At 43.5% G+C, this 25,671-nt stretch carries 27 protein-coding genes; 23 read left to right on the top strand and 4 right to left on the bottom strand.

The window, feature by feature from the left end; all coding sequences use genetic code 11:
* Window positions 1-208: zinc ribbon domain-containing protein (locus ABFX15_RS11720; protein WP_346025581.1), on the top strand; the 208-nt coding region annotated here is incomplete at its 5' end.
* Between the two features lie 357 nt (window positions 209-565).
* Here the strand turns inward: ABFX15_RS11720 and ABFX15_RS11715 are convergent.
* Window positions 566-1,663 (bottom strand): M24 family metallopeptidase, encoded by a 1,098-nt coding sequence (locus ABFX15_RS11715; protein WP_346025580.1) that lies wholly within the window; start codon window positions 1,661-1,663, stop codon window positions 566-568.
* A 228-nt stretch (window positions 1,664-1,891) separates the two neighbouring features.
* On the opposite strand from ABFX15_RS11715, the gene ccpA reads away from it, so the two are divergent.
* Window positions 1,892-2,893 carry a catabolite control protein A gene (gene ccpA, locus ABFX15_RS11710; RefSeq protein WP_346025579.1) on the top strand — a complete coding sequence of 334 codons (1,002 nt, stop codon included), beginning with the start codon at window positions 1,892-1,894 and terminating at the stop codon, window positions 2,891-2,893.
* Window positions 2,894-3,037: 144 nt separating this feature from the next.
* Here the strand turns inward: ccpA and ABFX15_RS11705 are convergent, their stop codons facing one another.
* Window positions 3,038-5,815 carry a transglycosylase domain-containing protein gene (locus tag ABFX15_RS11705; protein WP_346025578.1) on the bottom strand — a complete coding sequence of 926 codons (2,778 nt, stop codon included), beginning with the start codon at window positions 5,813-5,815 and terminating at the stop codon, window positions 3,038-3,040.
* A gap of 187 nt (window positions 5,816-6,002) precedes the next feature.
* Window positions 6,003-6,968, bottom strand: coding sequence for an oxygen-dependent tRNA uridine(34) hydroxylase TrhO (gene trhO / locus ABFX15_RS11700; RefSeq protein WP_346025577.1), 966 nt, complete (start codon window positions 6,966-6,968; stop codon window positions 6,003-6,005).
* A 243-nt stretch (window positions 6,969-7,211) separates the two neighbouring features.
* Here trhO and ABFX15_RS11695 point away from each other — a divergent pair, with 243 nt between their 5' ends.
* Entirely contained in the window at window positions 7,212-8,744 is a 1,533-nt protein-coding gene (locus ABFX15_RS11695) for a C40 family peptidase (RefSeq protein ID WP_346025576.1), read from the top strand.
* Window positions 8,745-9,203: 459 nt separating this feature from the next.
* Here the strand turns inward: ABFX15_RS11695 and ABFX15_RS11690 are convergent, their stop codons facing one another.
* Window positions 9,204-11,009, bottom strand: coding sequence for a M3 family oligoendopeptidase (locus ABFX15_RS11690; protein ID WP_346025575.1), 1,806 nt, complete (start codon window positions 11,007-11,009; stop codon window positions 9,204-9,206).
* Window positions 11,010-11,114: 105 nt separating this feature from the next.
* Here ABFX15_RS11690 and ABFX15_RS11685 point away from each other — a divergent pair, with 105 nt between their 5' ends.
* The 20 genes from ABFX15_RS11685 (at window position 11,115) to recN (ending at window position 25,459) form a co-directional block, all read left to right on the top strand.
* Window positions 11,115-11,630 carry a VanZ family protein gene (locus tag ABFX15_RS11685; RefSeq protein WP_346025574.1) on the top strand — a complete coding sequence of 172 codons (516 nt, stop codon included), beginning with the start codon at window positions 11,115-11,117 and terminating at the stop codon, window positions 11,628-11,630.
* Between the two features lie 115 nt (window positions 11,631-11,745).
* Window positions 11,746-12,471 carry a YebC/PmpR family DNA-binding transcriptional regulator gene (locus ABFX15_RS11680; protein WP_346025573.1) on the top strand — a complete coding sequence of 242 codons (726 nt, stop codon included), beginning with the start codon at window positions 11,746-11,748 and terminating at the stop codon, window positions 12,469-12,471.
* 124 nt (window positions 12,472-12,595) lie between these two features.
* The gene (gene comGA / locus ABFX15_RS11675; protein ID WP_346025584.1) at window positions 12,596-13,666 is read left to right on the top strand and encodes a competence type IV pilus ATPase ComGA; all 1,071 of its coding nucleotides are present in this window, start codon (window positions 12,596-12,598) and stop codon (window positions 13,664-13,666) included.
* A complete protein-coding gene (gene comGB / locus ABFX15_RS11670; protein WP_346025572.1) occupies window positions 13,614-14,678 on the top strand; it encodes a competence type IV pilus assembly protein ComGB in 1,065 nt (354 codons plus the stop codon). Before comGA ends, comGB begins: the two co-directional genes overlap by 53 nt.
* Window positions 14,679-14,692: 14 nt before the next feature.
* The gene (gene comGC / locus ABFX15_RS11665) at window positions 14,693-15,019 is read left to right on the top strand and encodes a competence type IV pilus major pilin ComGC (RefSeq protein ID WP_346025571.1); all 327 of its coding nucleotides are present in this window, start codon (window positions 14,693-14,695) and stop codon (window positions 15,017-15,019) included.
* 10 nt (window positions 15,020-15,029) lie between these two features.
* Window positions 15,030-15,476 (top strand): competence type IV pilus minor pilin ComGD, encoded by a 447-nt coding sequence (gene comGD / locus ABFX15_RS11660; RefSeq protein WP_346025570.1) that lies wholly within the window; start codon window positions 15,030-15,032, stop codon window positions 15,474-15,476.
* The gene (locus tag ABFX15_RS11655; RefSeq protein WP_346025569.1) at window positions 15,463-15,789 is read left to right on the top strand and encodes a hypothetical protein; all 327 of its coding nucleotides are present in this window, start codon (window positions 15,463-15,465) and stop codon (window positions 15,787-15,789) included. Before comGD ends, ABFX15_RS11655 begins: the two co-directional genes overlap by 14 nt.
* Window positions 15,746-16,225: a competence type IV pilus minor pilin ComGF gene (gene comGF, locus ABFX15_RS11650; RefSeq protein ID WP_346025568.1), complete on the top strand. Its 480-nt coding sequence runs from the start codon at window positions 15,746-15,748 to the stop codon at window positions 16,223-16,225. The genes ABFX15_RS11655 and comGF overlap by 44 nt, the downstream gene beginning before the upstream one ends.
* Window positions 16,212-16,685 (top strand): hypothetical protein, encoded by a 474-nt coding sequence (locus tag ABFX15_RS11645; RefSeq protein ID WP_346025567.1) that lies wholly within the window; start codon window positions 16,212-16,214, stop codon window positions 16,683-16,685. Before comGF ends, ABFX15_RS11645 begins: the two co-directional genes overlap by 14 nt.
* Before the next feature lie 211 nt (window positions 16,686-16,896).
* Window positions 16,897-17,958 (top strand): M24 family metallopeptidase, encoded by a 1,062-nt coding sequence (locus ABFX15_RS11640; protein ID WP_346025566.1) that lies wholly within the window; start codon window positions 16,897-16,899, stop codon window positions 17,956-17,958.
* Between the two features lie 121 nt (window positions 17,959-18,079).
* A complete protein-coding gene (gene efp / locus ABFX15_RS11635) occupies window positions 18,080-18,637 on the top strand; it encodes an elongation factor P (RefSeq protein WP_346025565.1) in 558 nt (185 codons plus the stop codon).
* A 34-nt stretch (window positions 18,638-18,671) separates the two neighbouring features.
* Window positions 18,672-19,088, top strand: coding sequence for an Asp23/Gls24 family envelope stress response protein (locus ABFX15_RS11630; protein ID WP_346025564.1), 417 nt, complete (start codon window positions 18,672-18,674; stop codon window positions 19,086-19,088).
* Between the two features lie 17 nt (window positions 19,089-19,105).
* Window positions 19,106-19,573 (top strand): transcription antitermination factor NusB, encoded by a 468-nt coding sequence (gene nusB / locus ABFX15_RS11625; protein WP_091266134.1) that lies wholly within the window; start codon window positions 19,106-19,108, stop codon window positions 19,571-19,573.
* 158 nt (window positions 19,574-19,731) lie between these two features.
* On the top strand, window positions 19,732-21,099 hold the full coding sequence (gene xseA, locus ABFX15_RS11620) for an exodeoxyribonuclease VII large subunit (protein WP_346025563.1): 1,368 nt from the start codon (window positions 19,732-19,734) through the stop codon (window positions 21,097-21,099).
* Window positions 21,100-21,104: 5 nt separating this feature from the next.
* Window positions 21,105-21,320: an exodeoxyribonuclease VII small subunit gene (locus ABFX15_RS11615; RefSeq protein ID WP_346025562.1), complete on the top strand. Its 216-nt coding sequence runs from the start codon at window positions 21,105-21,107 to the stop codon at window positions 21,318-21,320.
* Between the two features lie 105 nt (window positions 21,321-21,425).
* The gene (locus tag ABFX15_RS11610) at window positions 21,426-22,316 is read left to right on the top strand and encodes a polyprenyl synthetase family protein (protein ID WP_346025561.1); all 891 of its coding nucleotides are present in this window, start codon (window positions 21,426-21,428) and stop codon (window positions 22,314-22,316) included.
* 9 nt (window positions 22,317-22,325) lie between these two features.
* Window positions 22,326-22,565, top strand: a complete 240-nt coding sequence (locus tag ABFX15_RS11605; RefSeq protein ID WP_346025560.1) for a hypothetical protein — start codon at window positions 22,326-22,328, stop codon at window positions 22,563-22,565.
* On the top strand, window positions 22,541-23,128 hold the full coding sequence (locus tag ABFX15_RS11600) for a TlyA family RNA methyltransferase (protein ID WP_346025583.1): 588 nt from the start codon (window positions 22,541-22,543) through the stop codon (window positions 23,126-23,128). Before ABFX15_RS11605 ends, ABFX15_RS11600 begins: the two co-directional genes overlap by 25 nt.
* Window positions 23,129-23,272: 144 nt before the next feature.
* Window positions 23,273-23,722 (top strand): arginine repressor, encoded by a 450-nt coding sequence (gene argR, locus ABFX15_RS11595; RefSeq protein WP_346025559.1) that lies wholly within the window; start codon window positions 23,273-23,275, stop codon window positions 23,720-23,722.
* Between the two features lie 27 nt (window positions 23,723-23,749).
* On the top strand, window positions 23,750-25,459 hold the full coding sequence (recN, locus tag ABFX15_RS11590; RefSeq protein WP_346025558.1) for a DNA repair protein RecN: 1,710 nt from the start codon (window positions 23,750-23,752) through the stop codon (window positions 25,457-25,459).
* Window positions 25,460-25,671: the final 212 nt, after the last annotated feature.

The raw sequence follows: 25,671 nt of genomic DNA, 5'->3' as shown, positions 1-25,671 counted from the left end.
GACATTCATTGAATACAAAGCAACATTGGAAGGCATACAAGTGGAGTATGTGAACCCTGCACATACCAGCCTAACCTGCCCGAAATGTACCGAAAGGAATAAAGCAAAGGACCGAAAGTATCGGTGTAGTTGTGGATTTGAAAAACACAGGGATATCGTTGGTGCAATGAATATTCGCTATGCACCTGTGGTTGACGGTCACAGTTAACCAGCCTAAGATGCTATATGCACTGTCTTAGGAGGGGCAATGAGATGCCCTCACCTTGAGGCTTGAACAAAACAGAAATGGACTGCGTTCGTACAAGCACTCAAGAATCCCACCCGTCAAACCGAAAGGTTCGGGCTTGCGGCTTTAGCCGTGGGAGTCTCAAAAGAATGATTATTGTTGCATTTGGAAGTTATGCAGCGATCCTTGAATCAGATGGAACGTTGACAGTAATGGAAAAATCAAAACAGAAACGTCTTGAAGAAGATGATTTTTTCCTATAAAAAGATACCCTTATAGTACATGTGACTTGCAGGCTCTCTGCTCTACAGTCAATATGTGTATTATAAGGGAGTTTTTTTATTCTTTAACTGGAAGAACAATTAGTTCTTTAGTAGTCTGGGTAAAAGGATCAGCTCCTTTATCAGTTACAACCAGACAGTCTTCAATTCGAATGCCTGCCGTTCCTTCTATATATACGCCAGGTTCGATAGAAAAGCACATGCCGGTCTGTATTGGGATGGTGACTCCTGGGGCAATATTAGGAAATTCATGGACAGATCGCCCCAGGCCATGACCCAGGCGATGAGTAAAATAGTCGCCATAACCTGATTCAGTAATGATCTGTCTTGCCGCAGCATCCAATTCTCCTGCTGTAATGCCCGGCCGTACAGCTGCCTGAGCTGTTTTTTGAGCGTTAAGCACAATGGAGTATAGCTCTTTAAGCTTAGGTGAAGGGTCCCCGTAACTGACCGTGCGTGTCACGTCACTGGTGTACCCATTATAGACCACACCGAGATCAAAGAGCACAAGTTCACCGGCCTGAAGCTTTCGATCTCCAGGAGTGCCGTGCGGGCTGGCAGCGTGATCGCCAAACAGCACCATCGTATCAAAGCTCATCTCTTTAACACCCAATTTTTTCATCTCATACTCAATGACAGCAACGACTTCTTGTTCAGTTATGCCTGTGGATAGGGCGTCCATGCCGACACGCAGGGCTTCATCAGCCAGATAACCAGCCTCTTTCATTATAAGAATCTCTTCACCGGATTTAATTACTTTCATGTTCTGAAGGTATGATGTGACAGACTTGAATGAAGCATCAGGGAAGAGTGACATCAACTGATGATAGCGGTCTACTACAAGATAATCTGATTCGATGCCGATTGTGTTAAATAATCCGTCCTCTGCAACATTCTCTTTCAGGATCGCCCAAGGGTTGTCCTCATCCTTATAGCCAGTCACTATATCAACGGCACCATAGGAGCGGGCTTCAGATTCTTCCAGTTTTGGTACAAGTAATTGAGTGGAGTCAGCCGTGATTAGTAGAGCCAGTACGCGCTCATGAGGATTACTGTAGAAACCAGTAAGATGGGCGATAGTATCCGGATTGTCAATATATACAAAAGACAAGGTCTGATCAATCATATATTTTTTAAATGCGTCAAGTGGGTTCATAATTATCCATCCTTTTAAATTAATCGTGGTTTTAGTGTACCAAAAACTTCTCTTTTAGAATAGAAAATGATAGAATGATTATGAAGAAAGCCTTTTCTGAAAAAGTTTTAGAAAATTTCATGAAAATTTATCGATTTAATTGAAAAAGGTTACATTTCCTGTTATTCTGTTAACAGAAGTATGCGCTCACAAGATTTTTATTCTATATATGTTAAAGGAGATTAAATAATGGATAAGCAAACAATTACGATTTATGATGTGGCACGTGAAGCCGGAGTATCCATGGCTACGGTGTCACGCGTAGTCAACGGTAACCCGAATGTCAAACCTACTACCCGAAAGAAAGTTCTGGACGTCATTGACAGACTGGACTATCGTCCTAATGCCGTAGCAAGAGGGCTCGCAAGCAAGAAGACAACTACGGTTGGAGTCATCATTCCAGATGTCACAAATTTGTATTTCTCTTCTCTGGCACGAGGCATCGATGATATTGCAACGATGTACAAGTACAACATTATTCTTGCAAACTCAGATGAAAATGAACAGAAAGAAGTTCAGGTGCTCAACACACTGTTGGCCAAACAAGTTGACGGTGTGATCTTCATGGGTAACAAAATTACAGAAGAACTTAGAGCTGAGTTTTCCCGTTCCCGCACACCGGTCGTACTGGCAGGTACTGTTGACCCGGATGAACAAGTAGGCAGTGTCAATATTGATTACGAAACAGCTACTGAAGATAGCGTAGATATGCTGGTAGGAAACGGACACAGCAAGATCGCATTTATTTCCGAAAGCCACGATGAGCCAATTAACGGACAATATCGTCTGAACGGATATAAAAAAGCTCTTGAAAAAGCGTCCATCTCTTATAACGAAGATCTAGTTCTTCAATCTGAATACACCTACAAAGTAGGCGAAGCAGTATTTGAACAACTTAAAAAAGCTGGCGCTACCGCAGCAGTAGTCTCTGATGACGAACTGGCAGTCGGAATTCTTAATGCTGCCCTTGATAGAGGGGTATCAATTCCTGAAGATTTTGAGCTTATCACATCTAACAACTCAAAACTAACAGCAATGACCCGTCCGCAGATGAGCACCGTCGTTCAGCCATTGTATGATATTGGTGCTGTAGCGATGCGTCTATTGACTAAATTGATGAATAAAGAAGAGATTGACGAAAAGACTGTCAAACTTCCATATACGATAGATGCTAAAGGAACAACTAAATAAAAGGTGATAAAGGACAGCTGTACTGGCTGTCCTTTTTTTGCGCTAACAATGCATTTTTAATTAAGGCCATCATAATCATATGGAAAAGGTAAATTAAAAAACAGCTGCTGACCAGTTAAGGTGAGCAGCTGTTTCAATTAGAATTTATTCTTCTTCGTCATCTGTATTATCATCGTCATCATCATTTTTGTCAGACGGTGGTGTGGCTTCAGAGTTGACGTTGCCGTTACCGTTAGATGATCCATTGTCATTTGAGTCGTCATTATCATCAGACGACTCATTTCCGCTGCTCGATCCGTTATTTCCATTGGATGAGGCATTATCATTCCCGTTGCCATTACCGTTTCCGTTAGAAGATTCTTCTTCATCGTCTTCATCGTCTTCAGGTTCCGGCTCAGATTCTGGTTCAGGTTCAGGTGCTTCAGATGACTCGTCGCCATTGGACTCGTCATCTGAAGCAGCATCGTCTTCTGTTTCTTCATCGTCTTCATCGTCTTCATCGTCATCATCATCATCATCGTCGTCGGAAGATAATGCACGACCCCAGAATTCTTCCAATTCCTCATCTGTTGCTCCGATTGCAAAGTCATAAACTGTGGTTCCAGGAACGTTATCTGACTTGAACAGTTCAGTATGTGTATTACCAGAGTAGTTGAATGTCGATCCGTCAGGGGCTTCAACTTCACCGGCTTTCATACCAGTATCTACTATGACAGAATCTTCAGTTACACCATCAGGACGAGCATGGGTTTCGCCCACACCAAGAATATCCGGATTAACCGCATGGACAGCATTCATAATGCGTGCCCACATGTCTCGGTTACGTCTGCTTGGATGGAGACCAAAGTCATCTCTTAATGAGAGCTCGTTTGTTCCATACCCCATCCATGTTCCAAATGATACGCTTGGGGTACTGCCGATATACCAGACGTCGTGACGATCCTGAGTAGTTCCTGTTTTTGATACCCAGTCTGAAGAAAAATTCAGCTGATCAATGGTTCCTTGTGCAGTCCCATCAGTATGAACTCCTCGTAGCATATCGATTAGCAGATAATTGGAAGCCGGGCTCCATACTTCAGTCTGTTCCACTTCATGTTCATAAATAATTTCACCTGCACTGTTTTCGATGCGTTCAATCATGTAGGCGTCTGCATGCTGACCGTTATTTCCAATAGTTGAAAATGCGCTGATCAGGCCGACAGGAGAGGGGCCATCAGGTCCACCGATAGAAAACGAAGGGAAACTGATTGTTTCAGGCGCAACATCGTCAGCAGTAATTCCCATATTTCTAATGTAACTTTCCAGATCGACGTCTTCCTTCATTAATTCAGCATGAATTTTAAAGGCAGCCAAGTTTTTTGAATCCTCAAGAGATTCTCTGGCAGTCAGCCACTCATTAGTTGTGGCTCCAACGTTTGTCGGAGTGTAATAATTCCATTCTCCAGTAGCTGGATTCCACTCATCTCTTATTTCAACCTCTGTATCAGGTATGATAGTAGCGGGATTAAGAAGGTTAGCGTCAATAGCCGGTCCGTATACTGCGAGCGGTTTTATGACTGACCCTGGACTTCTGTTCATCTGAAATGCATTGTTAAATTGACTTAGTTCATAATCTCTTCCACCGATAAATCCGATGATTCGTCCGGTATCATTATCAATCAATGATCCGCCATATTGAACAGGAAGAGTAGTGGACTGAGTATTCCCGTCTGCATCTTCCCATGTGTAAGTCTGTTCAGCTCCTAGCTGATCCTGATACTCTCTTACGGTTTCTTCCATTGCATGGTGAACATCACGGTCAATCGTTGTATGAATTTGGTAACCGCCATTTCTAATCTCAGAACGAATCTGTTCTTCATACTCACTTAATAGATCAGGATTTTCTTCCAGTTCTTCATTCGTAATACCGTCACGTTCGAGTGCCTGAACAACTAGAATACGACGGGCTTCAAATTCTGCACGGTCATAAACATAAGACAAATCTTCATAATCGATTTCTTCACGATTTAAAAAGTCCTGTGTCAGATCGTATTCTAAAGCTTCCTGATACTCATCGTAAGTGATGAGCCCTACACGGTACATTCTGAACAGTACTTCTCGCTGTCTGCGCAAGCCAAGTTCCTGATCTTCCTTGATGGCACCAGTGTTTGTATAAGGACTGAAGACGTTTGGACGCTGAGGCAGTCCAGCTAAAAATGCGGCTTGAGGAAGGGTCACTTCTGATGCAGGAACTCCAAAGATCCCTTGAGCGGCTTCTTCAACACCCGCAATATTCTGGCCTTTATTGTTTCTGCCGAACGGGGATACATTCAGGTAGGCTTCCAGAATTTCTTCTTTATCCATATAATTCTCGATGCGCATGGCAAGAAGAATCTCATTAGCTTTACGCTCATGCGAAACTTCCCCGCCAATGATCTGTTGTTTGATCAGCTGTTGTGTTATAGTCGATCCACCAGTAGAGGCACCAGACTCTGTCAGATCCTGAACGAGGGCACGGGCGATAGCTTTAGGAACGATTCCTTCATGATCGAAGAAGTACTCATCTTCCGTTGCTATAATCGCGTCAACTAGAAGTGGAGACATCTGTTCCAGTTCAACTGGTGTCCTCATGAGATCCGCTCTCAGATCACTGATCACTTCTCCACCTGCATAATACATTGTTGATGTTTCGTTAAAATCGTAAATCTGCTGGACCATCACTTCATGGTCAGGAATGTCAGTTCCACTGACCAGTGAAACGAAATATCCGACTGCCGCTCCAGCTACTAGTGAACCTCCTACAAGAAGTATGACAACCAGCATAATAATAAGGGACTTGACGACCCGATAAAAAATATCAAAATAATAGACAACATTCTCGAAACGTGAGGGTTCATTCGTTTCTTCTGTCTGTCTTTGCTTCTTTTCTTCAGAACGCTTCATTATGAACTCCTTTAAGTTTGATTTAATAGTCGTGTAGCTTGCTATATTATAGCAAAATAAGGGTAGAAATAAAATAATTGAGGAGATAAAGCACATATAAATGAGTGGACTGTGACAGAATTGTTAAGTACCTGCAAGAAAAAATCCTTTACGAAAATAGGAATCATTTTACGTAAAGGATTAATGGTTAGACTGTTTCAGGTAGAGTTTCTCCGATTTTTTCTAATCGTTCGACCACTTCTTCTCTGCTTAGGTGATGCTCTTTGACGTAACGGTTTTCCGGTGAAACACGGCAGTCATGAGAACAGCCTCTTAAATACTTGTGCTCATTTTCTTCGGAAGTAATGAACTGACGGTTACAGAATGGGTTGCCGCAATTAACGTAACGTTCACACGGTGTACCGTCAAACCAGTCTTTAGCGATAACAGTATGTTCCTTGCGGTTGATGTCCACACTGATGCGGCCATCGAAAACATACATTTTTCCGTCCCACAGTTCACCCTGAGTCTCAGGGTGCGTACCGTAGTTATGAATCCCACCATGAAGTTGAGCAACATCTTCGAACCCTTCTTTAAGAAGCCAACCACTCAATTTCTCGCAACGTACCCCTCCCGTACAGTAGGTAACGATGCGTTTGTCCATAAATTTTTCTTTGTTTTTCCTGATCCATTCCGGAAGTTCTCTGAAGGATCGGATTTCAGGACGTACAGCACCTCGGAAATGACCCAGATCGTACTCATAATCGTTTCTCGCATCAAGAACGATTGTATTCTCATCTTCCAGCGCTTGTCTGAATTCAGTAGGTTCTAGATATTGCCCAGTAATTTCATTCGGATCGAGGTCGTCTTCACCCAAACTTAGAGAGACGATTTCGGGACGATAACGGACATGCATTTTCTTGAATGCATGCCCCTCCGCAGGATCCATTTTGAAGAACAGGTCATTGAAGCGCTCGTCAGATTTTACAGCTTCCATATAAGCATCAGTCTGCTCGACTGTACCGGAGACAGTTCCGTTAATTCCTTCTTCCGAAACGAGAATGCGCCCTTTTAGCCCGATATCATTACATAAAGCCAGGTGCTCGGTTCTGAATTGTTCAGGGTTGTCTATTTTTACATATTTGTAGTAAAGCAATACACGATAATCACTCATTTAATTTCCTCCTGTTGCTGGGTATGATCTAGTCCATTCTTATGGAATCACTAAAAAGTATAGTCGTTTCGCTTACAAAATGCAAGTAGTCTCAGGGAGTATAGCCATTTCGAATGTAAAATTGACATCTAAGTGTAATATACTTGAAATTTAAACATCTCGACATAATGTTATACTTTATCCAATAAATTAAAACGCTGACATCTAAAAACTATGAATTGACGATTAATGGAGGGGCTTTTGTTGATCAAGAAACTTATACTGTCAACTTTATCAAGTGCACTATTACTTAGTACATTTTCTGCTGTACCGAGTGTATCAGCAGACGATTTTAACGATGCAATTGATGAACAAAGATCAATCATTGAAGAGACCGACAATCAGGTACATAACCTTGAAGAAACAATCAGTTCTCTTCAGGAACAGGTACGCAATGCAGAAGACGAGTTAAAGACTCTCGATCGTGATATCACTGCCAATGAAGATAAAATCAATGAAGTAGTTGAGCGACTGGAAGCAGCTCATGCTGAAATGAAAGAGCTTCAGGAGGAGATTGCTGAACTCGAAGACATTATTTCCAAGCGAACTGAACAGCTGGAAAGTCAGGCCAGAAAAATCCAGGTCGATGGACAGACGACCAGCTATATCGAATTTATCATAGAGGCTGAATCACTAACGGATATCATCGGCCGAATTGATATTGTGTCCAGTCTCGTGTCATCTAACCGTAAACTGGTTCGAGCACAGGTAAGAGACATGGAAGCAGTTGCCGAGAAGCAGGAACGGACTGAACAGACGATCGTTCAACAGAATGCACTGGGTGCTGAACTTGAAGTCATTTCTCAGGACCTCGAACAGCAGAGACTTGAAAAAGAAGTGCTCGTTGCACAGATTGCAGCAGAAAGAGCCACCGCACAGTCTGACAGAGATCGTTATCTTTCGCAGAGAGCTGAAGCAGAACAAGCTGTTTCTCAACTGATTGTAGCACGTGAGGAAGCTGCACAGGCGGCTCGTGAAGCTGATGAACAAAGACGAGCAGAAGCAGAACAGAGTGAACAGGAAGAAAGAGAAGCTGTAGCACGTGCTGAAGAGCAGGCAGCTGAAGAAGAGGCTCAAGTCTCATTATCATCTTCTCAAGCTTCTCAAACTTCTGAGCCTGAATCATCCAGCTCAGAAACTCCTGCACCATCTAATTCAGATAGAAACCAATCATCTTCCGGAAATAACGGAGGTTCCGCATCAAATACTGAATCATCTAACAACAATAATTCTGGAAACAACTCTGGTAATAACTCAGGAAGTAATTCAGTTAACAATGGTGGTGGAAATGGAACAGGTGGAAGTTCAAATGAATCATCCAACAAGCCTGCACCAGCACCACAACCGTCACCGGCTCCTGCTCCAAGCGGAGGAACAAGCTGGGCAACACTTCAGCCACATGCAACTAGATTGCTGGGAACAAGATACCAGCTGGGAGGAAGTACGGCAAGTGCCCTTGACTGTTCCGGATTTACATCTCTTGTTTTTAGACAAGTAGGCATTTCACTGCCACGTACAGCAGCTGGACAGTATGCCTCTTCAAGAAAGATATCCAGAAGTGACGCGCAACCTGGCGATTTGATTTTCTTCTCTGAAAATGGATCTACAATTTCTCACGTAGGGATATATGTTGGCGGCGGACGCTTTATCGGTTCTCAGACTAGTACGGGTGTCGCGTATACCAACGCTCACACTGGCTACTGGGGTGCTCGATTTGTAGGATACGGAAGATATTAATAGCAAACTCAAAAAGGGACATGCCTGAACGGGCATGTCCCTTTTTGAGTTTATAGCCAGATTTTCCCCCTCAAGTAGTGAACAAGCAACTGATATTGATCCAAGATTCAGCTCTCAGTAATCTCAGCATATTTTTGTAGACCTGCACCCTTTATATATTTGGCTAGGACAGACTTGAGGCTGCATTATAACCTGAGTGGGTTCCAAGACGAATCTTGCGACATACTGAAGCGGACCTTGCACTATGACTTTGATCTGAGAGTCGAATTACCTTCAACTTACAAGCCTCCACATTGTCATTCCATCACTTATACATAATGAAAAAGCAATGAGCGCCCGTCCTGATAATAACGGTGACTCATTGCTCTTTTGTATTCAGATCTTATATTACCCGAACTTTGTCCTGATTTATGCGCTAGACTAAAACAAATCTGACATCAATAAAAATTGACAACTAACTTAAATATAGGAGTCGGTCAGAGTCATGTACTCATCGATATCTGCCAAAACTTCATCAATTGCGGCCTGCCAGAAATCAGGTTGTGTCAAGTCGACGTTCAAGTGTTTTTCAGCCAGATCTTCAGTCGTCATGCTGGCCGTGTCTCTAAGCAGTTCACGGTAGTCATCTTCAAAGGCCGATTCCTGATTCTTCGCATGAGAATAGATCCCCAGGCTGAACAGGAAACCGAATGTATACGGGAAGTTATAGAACGGCACTCCAGTTATGTGGAAATGCAGTTTACTTGCCCAGAACATTGGGTGATAGGTGTCTAGCGCGTTCTGGAATGCTTCTTTTTGAGCATCTTCCATCAGCTGGCTCAGTTCCTTCTCGTCAAGCAGCCCCTTCTGTCTCTGTTCGTAAAAACGTGTTTCAAACAGGTAACGGCTATGAATATTCATGAACATGACAGCAGCACGTGAGATTCTGCTGTCCAGAAGAGCGATTTTTTCTTCAATAGACTCAGCTGCCTCGACTGTCGCACTCGAGATAACCATTTCACAGAATGTTGATGCAGTTTCCGCTACATTCATTGCATAGCGACGGTTCAGATGAGGCAGATCCCTCATAACATGACTATGGTAGGCGTGGCCCAGTTCATGAGCAAGAGTGGATACATTGTTAGCGGAACCGGAAAAAGTCATGAACACTCGGGATTCGCCACTCATAGGCAAGTTGGAACAGTAGGCACCAGGGCGCTTACCATCTCGATCTTCGGCTTCCACCCAGTTCTGTTCAAATGCAGTTTCAGCCAGTTCTTTCATCTCCTGACTGAAAGAAGCAAAGTGATCGACGACGAGAGACTGAGCTTCTTCAAATGAATAAGATTTAGGCTCGAAGTCCCCTAAAGAAATAGGGGCGGTCACGTCTGCCCAGTTGAGCTTGTCTTTGCCCATCAGCTTGGCCTTGCGATTAAGGAAGTCTACCACTTTAGGTTTGTTTTCGGTAATCGTATCCCACATCATATCCAAGGTATCCTTTTTCAGACGGTTGTATTCCAGAGCAGGATCAAGGAAATGGTCTTCTCCTCTGAGCTCATAGGTCTGTAGTCGGAACCCTGCCAGATGATTTAAAGTATCAGCAAACAGTGGCGCCTTGGCGTGCCAGGTCAGCTCCCAGTTATCAAGCAGAGATTCTCGGACAGCAGGGTCCGGATCCCCTGATAACTTATTGGCTGCCTGACCGGCTGACAGAGTGGATAACTCTCCATCTTTTTTAAACGGCACACGTATACTGTTCACTAGAGACTGATAGACGTTCCCAAAGCCTTCCAGACCATCCAGTGAGAGCTGCTGTATGATGCGTTCTTCTTTTTCAGATAAAAGCTTTTTACCTTTTTCTCTTTTTTCATTCAGATTGAAGGAACTCTGTTTAAGTCCTTCATGAGCAATCAGTTCAGTCCATTGATCTTCAGGAACAGCTTTCAGCTTTTTCATAAATAAAGTCTCTACATCGCTCATCTCGCTGCCCAGACGGCTGAGTTCATTAACGCGTTTGGCCGCCTTGGAATCATCCACGTTGGCAGAAAGGATGCCTCTTGAAAATGTTGATGCTTCTGATAAGTTGTCATAAGCAGTCTGGCGCTTGTCCAGAAAATCGAGCAGCTCAGTAGTATGAGAATTGGCCTGCTCAGCCGACCAGTTTATAATCAGTTTTTTAGCTTCTGAAATCGTCTCTCTGATGCCGTCAATAAACTGACTCAGTTCCTCAGAATCACTTCCCCCTTTAAAAATCCGTTCCATATCCCAGTTCAATTGTGTTTGCATACAGTCTCCCCCTTAGTTGATTGCTTTCATTGTATCGTTTTTTCCTTTTCATATAAAGGGACATCAGTTAGAATAATAGTATTGACTAATGGAGTGTGTAAAAATATGAGAAAAAAAACAAGTACTGCAGATAACATCTATCTTCTTTCTGCCTTTGTTGTGATGGCTATTTTGTACTACAGTTCCTCTATGAGCTATCAGGAGCAGACGGTCCAGCCAATTCTTAATCAATGGCTTGAAAATGAACCGTTCAGAGGGCTGCTGGAGCGTATGGCATTCATGTATGCAGGCAGTGAAGTCAGTATCGAGGCAACTGGTTATGTTGGATTCTTAGAGTTTTTCCTTAGAAAAGGGGCCCATTTCATTTCTTATTTCTTTTTAGGCCTGTTCTGGTACTTAGGATTAAGAAACAGAGTGGACAATCCGTACTTAACTGTACTGCTGGCTGTGATGCTGTCGATAGGTTATGCATCGTTTGATGAATTAAGGCAGTCCTTTCATCCAAACCGGACAGCGTTGATGGAAGATGTCATTCTGGATACTGCAGGAGCTGTGACTGGGGTCATTTCCGGCCTGCTGTCCACTAAACCACGCAGAAGGCGATCGCGTGTCAAAGCCTGATTCAACGGACTGACTAAAGACGGCAATGAAAGCGCAACCTGACCACCTTGAATGACAAAGGATTTTTGGTATAATAACAAAGGACAAACACTAAGATCAGGAAAGAGGAAATAGAATGGCAGGACATTCCAAGTGGAAAAATATTCAGCATCGTAAAGGTGCACAAGATGCAAAAAAAGGAAAGATTTTCCAGAAATTGTCAAAAGAAATCTATCAGGCAGCAAAAGACGGCGGTACTGATCCCGATACGAATGCTGCATTGAGACTGGCTGTAGACAAAGCGAAGGCAAACAATATGCCTAACGACAATGTCGACCGCGCAATCAAGCGTGCCACTGATTCAGGTCAGGGAGCTGACTATAAAGAAGTGCTGTATGAAGGATACGGACCAAGCGGAATTGCTGTTCTGGTTTACGCCCTAACTGATAACCTTAACCGCTCAAGCACAAATATTCGAGTGGCATTCGACCGTAATGGCGGATCAATGGGAGAAAAAGGAACGGTCAACTATATGTTCGACCGCAAAGGCTATATTGCAATCAGCAGAGAAAATCTCGATATCGATGAAGACGACATGCTGATGCACGTACTGGAAGCTGGCGGAGAAGATCTGGAAACGTCCGACGATGTCTTTGAAATCTATACCGAAGCAACGGAATTCGCTCAAGTACGGGATGCACTGAAAGAAGCAGGATTCGAGCTGGACCAGTCGGAACTAACGATGATTCCACAGACTACTGTACCTGTTCCTGAGGAAAAAGTCAGTGTGTTTGAAAAACTGATCGATGCTCTTGAAGATGATGATGACGTAAGCGAAGTTTACCATAATGCAGACATTTAAAATAATTTCACTTAATAGGCACTGGACAGAAAAATTGTCCAATGTCTATTTTTTTTCGTCACTTTTAGGATAAAAGAACAATATATATAGTAGACAGAAAAATTTTATGGAGGGGTGGTAAAAACTGGATACCGAATTATTCGCACAGCATCTTCTGACAGTAGCTGATTCTTACCGAACGAGTGATATACATGTTCTGCCGGAACAGAAACACTATGATATCTATTTCCGGTTGAATGGACAGATGGACAAACAATTCTATCTGGATAGAGAAGAAGGGGGACGGCTCATATCGTTATTTAAATACTTGTCGAATATGGATGTCGGCGAGAAAAGGCGACCTCAAAGCGGATCGATGACATTTCAGCTCGAAAAGAAAGCCATTGACCTGAGATTCTCCACGATCAGTAACTACCAGAGTCAGGAGTCTCTGGTAATCAGGCTTTTAAAGCAGAAAGAAACAGACGTGTCAGAGATCGGGACATTCTTTCAGTATGAATGGCAGCAGCTGAAAAAACTGGCCGATGCCAAATCGGGTCTCCTTCTCTTTTCAGGTCCTGTGGATTCAGGCAAGACGACCACGATGTATCATCTGGTTAAAAACAGGATAAGAGGTGAAAAACAGCAGGTGATTACAGTAGAAGATCCCGTTGAGATTGAAGAAGTCTCCTTCTTGCAGACACAGGTCAATGAGACGGCGGGCGTATCATATGAACACTTGCTGAAAAGTTCTCTCAGACATCACCCGGATGTGATCATCGTTGGAGAAATAAGGGATGAAGAAACGGCACGAATGGTCATTCGAGGCGCCCTGACTGGTCACCTGATTGTGGCATCGATCCATGCCAAAAACTGCACAGGGGTCATATCCAGGCTGATGGAACTGGGAATCAGTCGGCCATTGCTCCAGCAGACACTGATAGGGATATCTTTCCAGACGCTGCTTCCACTTTACTGTCCCTTGTGTGAAACAAACTGTCGAACCTTCTGTACCCATTATCCCAGAGATCAGAAACGTGCCGCTTTATTCGAAGTCAGAACTGGGGAAGCACTCAAAAGGAGTTTGGTGGAGTCGGGAGAAAAGAAATCCCGTGAAGATGCGCAACGTTCATTTAATCATTTACTGGAAAAGGTGACTGCCTATGGCTATATTTCGAAACAGACCTGCGACCGCTACCTCATTCCTGAGCACTAGGTTCCTTTACCTCCAGGGTCGCTTTCTGTCGCGACTTGGAAGACTTCTGGGAGAAGGGTTTTCCATGAAAGAGGCACTGGACTTCCTGAGAACACTCGAAAAAAAGGAAGCGGCAGGATGGGCAGACACGATCAGACAGGAAATACTTGAAGGAGGAGAACTGTCAGCTGGAGTCAGACGATGCGGCTTTCCCGAATCGGTGAGCACACAGATTCACTTTGCTTTGTATCATGGACACCTGCATGAAGCCATATCGCATGCGGGGCAGCAGCTGATGAAACGAGCAGAGCGCAAACGAAAGCTACTTAGCATTATTCAGTACCCGCTGATGCTGACAGGCTTTATTGTAGTCATGTTGTTTATGATGCGGTACATTCTCATCCCTCATATTGAACAGATTACTTCATTCCAGTCAGAGGTCATGCCGTTGAGCACGCGCCTGATTGTTATGCTGGTCTACCGGACACCCGAGGGCCTGGCACTGTCTGCTGGTCTGATCACAACAGCAATTCTCATATTTAAAAAAGCGAACAGCAGGAAAAGTGAAGTCGAGAAACTGAATACACTCACCAGATGGAGCCGCTCCACATTATTCACGCTTTACTGGAGCCAGTATTTTGCTTACGAGTGGGGCCAGCTGATCAAGGGAAGCTGCAGTCTCCTTGAAGTCATCACAATTATGAAAGGAGAGCAGAGCTCGAAGCTGGTCAAGGATATAGGGAAGCGAATCGAGAGTGAAATGCTTAAGGGTCTGTCTTTTTCTGAATCTCTAACCCCCTATCATTTTTTAAACGAAGAATTGAAGGAAGTGATTCGTCAGGGTGAGCTTTCCGGAAAACTTGGCCATGAACTGACAATGTTTGCCCACAGCTGTGAAGAGGATTTTGACCGGAAGACAGAACAGCTGATGGCTCTAATCCAGCCCATTGTTTTTGTAGGTGTTGCATTAGTCATTGTTGCGATTTATGCCGCTCTGCTGCTGCCCACATTTACTGTTATGGATACATTTTAAAGGAGGAAAAATAAATGATAAATAGATTACGCAATAGATTAAAGAAGGAAAATGGCTTCACACTGATTGAAATGTCTCTGGTCCTGCTGATCATATCTGTGCTCCTGTTATTGTTCGTCCCTAACCTGTCCAAAAGACAAGAATCAGCAAACGATACTGGAACTGATGCGATCGAAACAGTCCTGCAGAGCCAGGTGGATTTGTATAAAATAGAAGAAAAGAAAAACCCTGAAAGTTTCGATGTAATGGAAAATGAACAGTATCTGACACCTAATCAAGCCGATCGGGCCAATAAAGAATTTCAGTTGAATGGCGGCATTGTGACGAAAAAAGCTAAGTGACAGGTGAATCATGACGTGGTCAATGAATAAAGAAGAGGGCATGACGCTGATCGAAACACTACTGGTGCTCACTGCTCTGTCCATTATTATCTCAATACCTGCTGTTCAGTTCAGTCGACTCAAAGAAAGATCTGAAACAGCCCTGTTCTTTGAAACCTTTCAGTCGAGTGTCACCCTCATGCAGAACTATGCGATACTTAATGATAAATGGACAGTCATCGAATTCAGGCGTCCACTTAAAGATATATCATTCAGAGTAGCGGGTGAACGGGGGCATCCGATCGAACACAAACTGTCTCTGCCGGATCACATCTCATTATTGAATGATCTGACTGAATTCAGGTTTTCAAGAGGGACGGGACATATAAGCGGACATGAGGTCATCAGATTCCGCACACCGGAAGGAATTGTAGAGTTTGCCTTCCAGCTGGGAAGTGGCCGATATGAAATCAGGTAAATGGAGAAAAAGCGGAGGGTTCATCCTTATGGAAGCCCTGATCAGCTTGAGTCTGATCACACTAGCAGTATGCAGCATGCTTCCGTTCCTTGTGGATACTTTTGTAATCAGAGAAGAAGCAAAACTAAACGTGGAAACCAGCAGAGTTCTTTACGAAACAGCTCAGTTCTGGGATAGAACATATCAGTCGAATGCGATGATGGTGGACGGCAAGCTGATCGTAGTTATTGAAAATAACAATCGAATCACAGTCAAAGGAGAGAAAATCAGTGATCAGATGGTGGAAATCCTGTCAGTCAAATGGAAAAAATGATCAGGGACTGACTTTGATCGAATGCCTAGTTACTATCCAGGTCATAAGTGCTATGGTCCTGCTTTTTTCTTTCGCTCTCAGCCAGTTTACAGCACTTGAAAGACAGGTGAATGATGACAGACAGATCGAGTGGCACCTCTTCTTGAACTATCTCGAACAGGATCTGAAAGACAAGGTGGTCACGGATGTGAAGGGTGAGACGATTACTTTCAAAAAGGTGGTGGATGGTGTAGTGCAGGAGGAGCCCATGACCTACAACCGCTATAAAAATCTATATAGGAGAAGTGTGCGTGGACTGGGGCATCACCCTGTTCTAATGAGAATCAGTACCTTCTCAGCCGAAAAGAAAGATGACCAGCTGATATTAAAGGTCACTTTTGATAACCTGGAATCATACAGAGGCATAGTGAAGGTGGTGGATCATGTTCTGGAGTAAGGGCTTCGCAGATTCTATACGAAGCGATGAGGGGAGCACGCTATTGTCTGCACTCATTATGCTCATGTTTACTTCGTTCCTATTGTTGTCATCGGTCACAGTCCTCAAGCATCAGATGATCCAGTACAGGCAGACGGCTCTCAGCTATGAAGCCAGAACGATGATTGAAATGACAGAAGTTCTTTTAAAAGATGATTTTGATGATTATCAGTCTTATCCCAGTGAAGTGAGATTTTCATCAGGGAGCACAACAGTGAGCAGGCTCACCGATACACGATTTCTTATCAAGGCAGAACTGAACAATCAGCATACTAGTCAGAAAACAGTTGAGCTGGCAGTGAAGCCTGTAGAACCGAGTACACCCCTAAAAACAGACGAAAGCATTGATGACGAAGCAGTGGGAGATGAGCCAGAGGCCACACCAGAAGTCCAGGCTGTAAAAGACCATCAGGATGAATGAAACAAGATACTAAGCATAAATTGATTTGAGCATCAGTGGGCCAGACTGAAGAGAGCCTGCTGATGCTTTTCGCTGTTCAGCTGTCCTGAATATAGGTGTTGGGAACCGGATGTACAATGGCTGCCCATTCGTTTCTTTTTTAATTCAGCTTTGCTATAATAAAACAGATGAACGAAGAGCTGTACGATAAACTATAGAATAGGGTGTTCAAATGTTACGAGTAAAAGCCGTTCAAACAGAACTGAAGAAACAGGAGCTTGATGCACTGCTGGTTACGAGTCCGTTTAATCTCCGCTATGTCTCCAACTTTACGGGAACAACTGGACTGGGTGTCATCACTCACGACAAAGCCTACTTTGTCACCGACTTCCGCTATACTGAACAGGCTGCTGAGCAGGCAGAAGGGTACGAAATCATCCAGAACACTGGACCGATTTTTGATGAAGTCAAAGCACTAGTTGAAAAAGAATCGATTGCAAACCTTGGATTCGAGACAAATTTCATGACTTTTTCAAATTACGAACTGCTGAATTCACTTGTGGAATGCAGGCTGACTCCTGTAAGCGGGCTTATCGAGTACTTAAGAGAAATCAAGGAAGAAAGCGAAATTGAAACAATACAGAAAGCAATTAAGATCACTGAATACGCCTTCGAAGAAATCCTTCATTTCATCAAACCTGGCGTGACAGAGGTAGAAGTAGCCAATAAACTGGATTTTCTGATGAGAGAAGAAGGTGCCAGTGGAGTATCATTCGATACGATCGTGGCCAGCGGAAAGCGTTCTGCGATGCCTCACGGAGTAGCGAGCGATAAGGTTATCGAACAGGGAGACATGATCACGATCGATTTCGGGTGCTACTATAACGGATATGTATCAGACATGACTCGTACATTTGCATTAGGTGACCCTGGAGAAGAGCTGAAGAAGATTCATCAGATCGTTCTCGACGCAAATCTGAAAGTAACAGAGCAGATCAGGGCTGGAATTACTGGGAAGGATCTGGACGCTGTAGCCAGGGATTATATTACAGAAAAAGGGTATGGTAAAGCGTTCGGGCACTCAACTGGACACGGGATCGGACTTGAAGTGCATGAAGGCCCTGGAATCAATTTCAAGAATGAAAATGTACTGGTCAGCGGAAATGTCATCACAAACGAACCTGGGATCTATATTCCTGGACTTGGTGGCGTTAGAATCGAAGATGATCTGGTCGTCACTGATAGTGGCAGCAGAAACCTTATGAGCGTATCAAAAGAACTGATTCAGCTTTAAGGAAAGCCTTGTGAAGAGTAGTGATTTCAAATAGGTTTTCGCTTTAAATCATGTTACAATAAAGAGAGAATTAAAATACGTTTTATTTATGCCGTATTTTAAATTAGGAGGAAAACAGGTAATGATTTCAACAAGTGAATTTAAAACAGGTCTGACGATTGAATACGATGGAAGCATCTGGAGAATCATGGACTTCCAGCACGTAAAACCAGGAAAAGGTGCGGCATTTGTCCGTTCTAAACTTAAAAATCTGAGAACCGGTGCAATTCAGGATGAAACATTCCGTGCTGGCGAAAAGATGGAAACCGCTCATATCGAAACGAAAGAGATGCAGTATCTTTATGAGAATGGTGGAAACCACGTCTTCATGGATACTCAGACATATGAACAACTTGAAATTCCTGGCGAACGTATTGAAGATGAACTGAAATTCATGAAAGAAAATATGGAAGTCGAAATCATGATGTACGGACATGAAGTCCTTGGTGTTGATCTTCCTAAAAAAGTCGAGCTGAAAGTAGTAGAAACAGAGCCTGGAATCAGAGGCGACACAACAGGCGGAGGATCCAAGTCTGCAACACTTGAGACTGGGGCAGTTGTAACTGTACCTTTATTCGTCAACGTTGATGACATGCTGGTCATCAACACAGATGAAGGAAGCTACGTTTCCCGAGCTTAATCATTACATCGATTCAGTAAAAGGAGGAAGAGTGATGAGTGAAAAAATAGTCGATACAAATAGAACAAATCTAATAGGTGAAATCGAAGTGGCTCCTGAAGTACTGGAAGTCATTGCCGGTATTGCTGCCAACGAAGTGGATGGCGTCTATGCCATGCAAGGACGCTTCTCTAAAACAATGAAAAATGTTTTCGGCAAAGCTAATCATAAAAAAGGTGTTCATTTGAATACAGATGAAGACGGGCTGAAAGTAGATATATACTGCTACTTCAAATTTGGCGTGAACGTGCCTGTCGTAGCTCAGACCATTCAGCAGCGAGTACGCGAACAAGTGCTGCATATGACCGATATTTCACTTGCTGAAGTGAACATTCATATTGCAGATATTGTACCTGAAAAAACTACAATCCAGGAATTGTTCGATCTGGATACGGAAGAAGATGAAAAATAGTGACTACTGTAAGGCGTGTGATAAGGGAAAAAGCCTTTCAGTCTCTTTTCCAGTTATCCACACATGATGAACTGACCGCTGACCAGGCCATTCGACTGGCATTGGAAAGTACCTTGTCTTTTGATGAGGGGCGTACGATCGAAGAGGCTATGAAAGATGCGTTGCCTGAGGAAAAGAATACTCAGCAGATCGTGACGGATGCGCTGCATTATCTCAGAAGACTGGTTGTCGGTACAAGAGATAACAAAGAAGTGATTGATGAGACAATCACCAGACATCTAAAAAACTGGTCTTTGAATCGTCTTGAACGTACCAACAGGCTGCTGCTTGAGCTGGCTGCATATGAACTGCTTTTTGAAGCAGAGACGGATAAGCGTATCGTCATGAATGAAGCGATCGAGCTGGCTAAGACATTCAATGATGAAAAGGCAAGTAAATTCATAAATGGTGTCCTGCAGAGCATTGCAGATGAGAATAAAGTTTGAGCACTTTTTTCTGTCAGATATCCGCCAGTTCCGGATATGAAGAAATGAAATGTGACGCAGACAGCAAGAGAGGGCGGGGAAATAGAGTGTAGACCACATTCTATTTTTTTGCTCTTTTTATTTTCATCCAGCATCAGAACTTTAGAAAGGAGTTTGCTATGAGTGAAGACTACCTTACTGTCTCCCAGCTGACGACATATGTAAAAAGAAAATTTGATTACGATCCTTATCTTGAACGTGTTTTTGTTAAGGGAGAGATTTCGAATTACAATCCTCACCGCAGGAATTCTCATCAGTATTTCAGCATTAAAGATAAAGATGCCAAACTGTCAGTGGTCCTGTTTCAGCGGGAAGCCAGAAAACTGAACGTCGAATTGGAAGAGGGCATGAGCGTTATGGCTGTAGGTCGCTTGTCTGTCTATGAAAAGAACGGGACTTACCAGCTTTATATTGAACACATTGAACCAGAAGGACTTGGACAGCTCTATGCAGCTTACGAAAAGACTAAAAAGAAACTGACGGAAGAAGGCTGGTTCGATGCATCACGCAAACAGCTTCTGATTCGGTTTCCTAAAAGAATTGCTGTGGTAACCAGTCCGAGCGGAGCAGTAATCAGAGATATTCAGACAACTATAGAAAGACGATTTCCTATAGTTGAACTCACTCTTTACCCTACTTTAGTTCAAGGAGACAAAGCCGCCGATTCGATCGTAAAAAGCATTAAGAAGGCGGACAGGACGGGCGATTTCGATACGATCATTGTCGCCCGGGGAGGCGGATCGTTTGAAGACCTGTTTCCATTTAATGAAGAAAAAGTGGCGCTGGCAATTGCTCATGCGAAGACACCAGTCATATCATCAGTTGGACATGAAACGGATACGACACTTGCAGATCTTGCCGCAGACGTCAGAGCTGCGACACCAACTGCAGCAGCTGAACTGGCGGTACCTGTATTGACGGAAGAAATAGGTAAGATCGATCTGACAAGACAGAGACTGGTCCAGGCGATGCAGACACTTATTCGTCAGGAAAAAGAGCGGGTAAAACGAATGGAGCAGTCGTATATATTCAGGCAGCCCGAGCGGTTGTATGATGGATACAGCCAGAATCTTGACCAGCTCACGGATCAGCTGATCAGAAGCACGGATCAGAGGCTTCAGTCGGCACGTCAGAAGAGGGATATGCTGAATCAGCAAGTGCGTTCCTACAATCCTATGTCCCGAATCAGGCAGGCCAGGATTGATAATGAGAGACTGAAAAAACAGCTGTATACATTATCAAGGCAGGTTGTCGAAAACAAGTCAAGACAAGTGGATCATCTCATTCAGTCACTGGATCTCCTTTCCCCACTAAATATACTAGGAAGAGGATTCGCTGTTGCCAGACAAAATCAGACTATTATCAAGTCAACTGAACAGATTAACATAAATGAATCACTGGATGTCACCATTTCAGACGGAACAGTCAAAGCGAATATAACTGGAATCAGTAAAGACACTCTTATAAATAAAAGCAGCGAGGAGTAGAAGCAGTGGATAAAGAAAAAACGTTTGATGAAGCAATGAAGGATCTTGAAGGAATTGTTCAGAAGCTGGAGCAGGGGGATGTCCCACTTGAAGAAGCACTCGATCAGTTTCAGGAAGGAATCAATCTGAGCCGATACTGCAAACGCATTATAGAGGATGCAGAAAAAACAGTTACACGTATGGTCAATGAAGACAGCAGTGAAGATATTGCTGATAGCTGATAAAAAAACTGATAAATCAGATGACATGAGACTAGGGGCTATTGAAGATACAATGACGCAATGAATCGTGAGTAGTCGATTACTAAAAAATTAAAGGAGTATCAAATGAATTTTCAGACATTCGTTAAAGATTTTAAATACCCATTCGAACGGTATATGAGAGAGGCTATCCCGGACAGTAGCAGAACTCAGCTGGAAGCATCCATGCGCTACTCCCTTGAAGCTGGAGGTAAACGCCTGAGGCCACTGATTCTTTTCGCTGTTCTCAAAGCATTCAACAAACCGGTCGAGCAGGCTTTCCCATATGGGGCAGCACTTGAGATGATCCACACCTACTCACTGATCCATGATGATCTTCCAGCAATGGATGATGATGACCTTAGAAGAGGGAAACCGACAAACCACATAGAATACTCCGAAGCGACTGCTATCCTTGCAGGAGATGCACTGCTGACCAAGGCCTTTGAACTGATGACGCAGGGAACAGCGGACGATGCGATCAAGCTTAAACTGATCAGATCTTTATCTCAAGATGCAGGTCACGAAGGCATGGTTGGCGGCCAGCAGGCGGATATGAACGGGGAACATACTACCTTGACTCTTGAAGAACTGGAGTCGATCCATGCAAGAAAAACAGGTAAGCTTATCCGTTTTGCTTTCTACGCCGGAGGACTTCTTGCAGATGTGAAAAATGAAACAGTTACTGATCTTGAAGAAATGGCCTATGCTTTAGGACTGGCTTATCAGGTGAGAGATGATATCCTGGATGTTCAAGGGGATGAAAAAGATTTAGGTAAGCGGACTGGAGCGGATGCCAGATTAGGAAAGAGTACCTACCCGGCATTACTAGGGCTTGAAGAGGCAAATGATCTGTTCAGGGAGAAGCTTGAAAAAGCACTGACATTGAACTGCCAAATTAAAGAGCGTGAGGCTGTTTATGACGACGAACTGCTGGCATCCTTCATTCGCTCATTAGAAATCGAAGCATTGTCTTGAGGTGAGGACATGAAAAAAGAACGTGCAGATGACCTGCTGATCCGTCAGGGTTGGGCAGAAGATCGTGAAAAAGCCAAACGACTTATTATGTCCGGTAAAGTTTATACAAGCAAAGAAGAACAGATTTTTACTTCTGGCGAAAAGTGGCTTGGAGATACGCTTGTCTATGTCAAAGGCGCTGAACAGCTGTATGTCAGCCGGGGGGCAAGAAACTTGAGCGCGCTCTGGACTACTTTAAAATTGACCTGACTGATCAGATTGTACTGGATATCGGCGCATCAACTGGCGGATTTACTGATGTCTCCTTGCAAAACGGTGCCCGACTGGTCTACGCTCTGGATGTAGGAACAAATCAGCTTGCCTGGAAACTGAGGATCGATGAGCGTGTCAGTGTTATGGAACAGACCAATTTCAGAACCTGCCGACCTGAAGACTTTACCCAGGGACAACCCACTGCCGCAACGATCGATGTCTCGTTCATCTCCTTAGAGAAAATTTTTCCTGTATTAAAAGATATTCTTGCTGAAGATGGTACAGTCATAGCTCTGATCAAACCACAGTTTGAAGCTAGAAGAGAAGATGTGGGTGAACGTGGCATCATTACTGACCCCGAAGTCCACAGATATGTCATTCATGCTATCATTTCATTTCTGTATGAATTAGGTATGACTACAGAAGGGATCATCCCTTCACCTATTAAGGGTGGCAAAGGGAACAAAGAATATTTAGCGTATATAAAGAATCGGTCTGCGAAGGATAAATCGCTAGATTACTGGCTGCAGAAACTTATTACTGACTCGTTGTTTTCCTGAACACTTAAAAAGTATGCATATAATTTAATATAAGATGATAAGTTCTTTTCTTGGCACTCAGTTAGAAATGATGTATACTTAAACTGAATATACTGTATAAATATACTGTGTTATTTAGTTCGCAAGGGCATAGGAGTGAATGAAGTGAAGAAAAAAGAGAGACATCAACTATTACGGGAACTGGTGCAACAGGAGGTTATTCAGAAACAGGGAGACTTCGTCGATATCCTGCAAAAACGCGGAATCGATATTACTCAGGCGACGATTTCGAGAGACATTAAGGAACTTCAACTCATCAAAGTACCTGCTCAAGAAGGTGGCTATCAGTACAACCTGCCTCCAGAAATGAATTATAACATTTCCAAGAAACTGGCAAGACTGATGAAAGATGCCTTCGTTTCAATCGACACTCAAAAAGAATTTGTTCTGATCAAGACGTTACCGGGTAATGCATTTGCTTTGGGTACATTGATCGAGACAGCGAAATACCAGGAAGTGTTCGGATGTATATCTGGTGATGATACTGTCCTGATAATTTGTCGGGATGAGGACAGTGCTGAACGTTTCCAGAGAAGAATTATTTCCTTCATTTAAATGATCTGATGAACAGGAGGTTTATCTTTGCTAGAATCGTTAAAAATTAGAGATTTTGCAATTATTCAGGATCTGTCACTGGACTTCAGAACTGGCATGACTGTCCTGACAGGTGAAACTGGCGCAGGAAAATCAATCATTATCGATGCGGTCGGTCTCCTGGCAGGTGGTAGAGGATCCAGCGAATTTGTCCGGTATGGTTCAAAGAAATGTGTTCTGGAAGGCCAGTTCTCCTATCAGAAGACGGAGACGTTGACTGCGCTTCTGGAAGAAAACGCGATTGATGAAGAAGAAGCCACATTGCTGATCCAAAGAGAAATATTTGCCACTGGACGCAATGTCTGCCGAATTAACGGCAGTATCGTCACCATTGCTGTCCTGAAAGAAGTGGGTTCTCAGCTGATCGACATCCATGGTCAGAACGAGCACCAGGAGCTGATGGTGTCTGATAACCATATTCATCTGCTGGATTATTACGGACCGAGTGAACTGGATCGGCTGAAAAAAGAATACCAGTCAGTATTCAGTGAATACAGGCAGCTTGAAAAAGAACGCAGAGAATGGGAAATCAATGAACAGGAGCTTGTGCAGCGTATCGATATTCTGAAATATCAGGTAGAAGAAATCAAAGCTGCCGATCTTCACCTCAATGAAGAAGAAGAGCTTAAAGAAGAGGAACAGAAGCTTGCGAACCATCAGTCGATTGTCGAAGCCCTGTCCTCAAGTTATACCATTCTTCAAGGAGAAGAGATAAGCGGACTGGATCTAATCGGACAGGCAATGGAGAAAATGGAAAGTATTTCGGATATGGATGATAAATTCAGACAGATATCTGAAACACTTTCTGCTGCATTCTTCCAGCTTCAGGAAGTATCCAGTGACTTGTATTCTGAAATGGATCATCTTGAATATGACGAAGAACGCCTTAACGAGATCGAAGAACGTCTCAACATCATTCAGCAGCTGAAACGGAAATATGGGAATACTGTTGAATCGATTCTGATCCATTACGAAGAAGCTGTCAGTGAACTGGAAAAGCTTGAAAACCGGGAAGAACAAGTGGATATGCTCAGCAAGAAGACAACTCAGTTGAGGGAACGGGCTGTAAGTCTGGCTGGAGACTTGACGAAAATCAGAAAAGAGACTGCTGAAAGGCTGGAAGTGGCCATTCTTGAACAGCTGAAAGAACTGTACATGGAAAAAGTCCAGTTTTCAGTGAATTTCAAAGAAGGATCAGATCAGGGAACTGCTGATTCCATCTTATCCGCCCAAGGCCAGGACAAAATCGAATTTTTTGTAGCAACTAACCCAGGGGAACCCTTGAAACCACTTGCGCGTGTCGCATCCGGAGGAGAACTCTCTCGTATGATGTTGGCAATGAAAACTATCTTCTCCAGGTCGCAAGGCATTACAAGCATCATTTTTGATGAAGTGGATACTGGTGTCAGCGGAAGAGTGGCTCAGGCCATAGCAGACAAGATTTATTCAGTGGCCTACCATTCTCAAGTCTTATGCATCACTCATCTGCCTCAAGTTGCAGCGCGGGCAGATCAGCACTTGTATATACGAAAAGAAGTGGCTAACGACCGGACGACCACCTATGTTGAACAACTGGCCGAGAAAGAACGGACAGAAGAAATTGCCCGTATGCTTTCAGGTGAGGAACTAACGCAACTGACTATTGAAACTGCTCAGGAATTACTGAAACTGGCTGATAAAAAGAAAAAGCAGGTATAAAAAAACCCTCTTTGCACCACTGAATAAGGGGCCAAGAGGGTTTTTGTCAATTATATTATAGAATCACACTTAAAATCGAAGCAAATGCAGGAATAGCCATCGACAGGAGCAGCACCCAAATAATGATTTTAGAAGCAGTGCTTGTTGATCCTTTTTCTCTTCGTTTCTTAGGCATAAGTGTACACCAACTTTCCTGAGAACTTTCAGCTATT

This window comes from Alkalibacterium indicireducens (assembly GCF_039522005.1).
GTDB lineage: Bacteria > Bacillota > Bacilli > Lactobacillales > Carnobacteriaceae_A > Alkalibacterium > Alkalibacterium indicireducens.
Note: the sequence above shows the minus strand (reverse complement) of the source record. Positions and strands in the feature narration are given on the sequence as shown.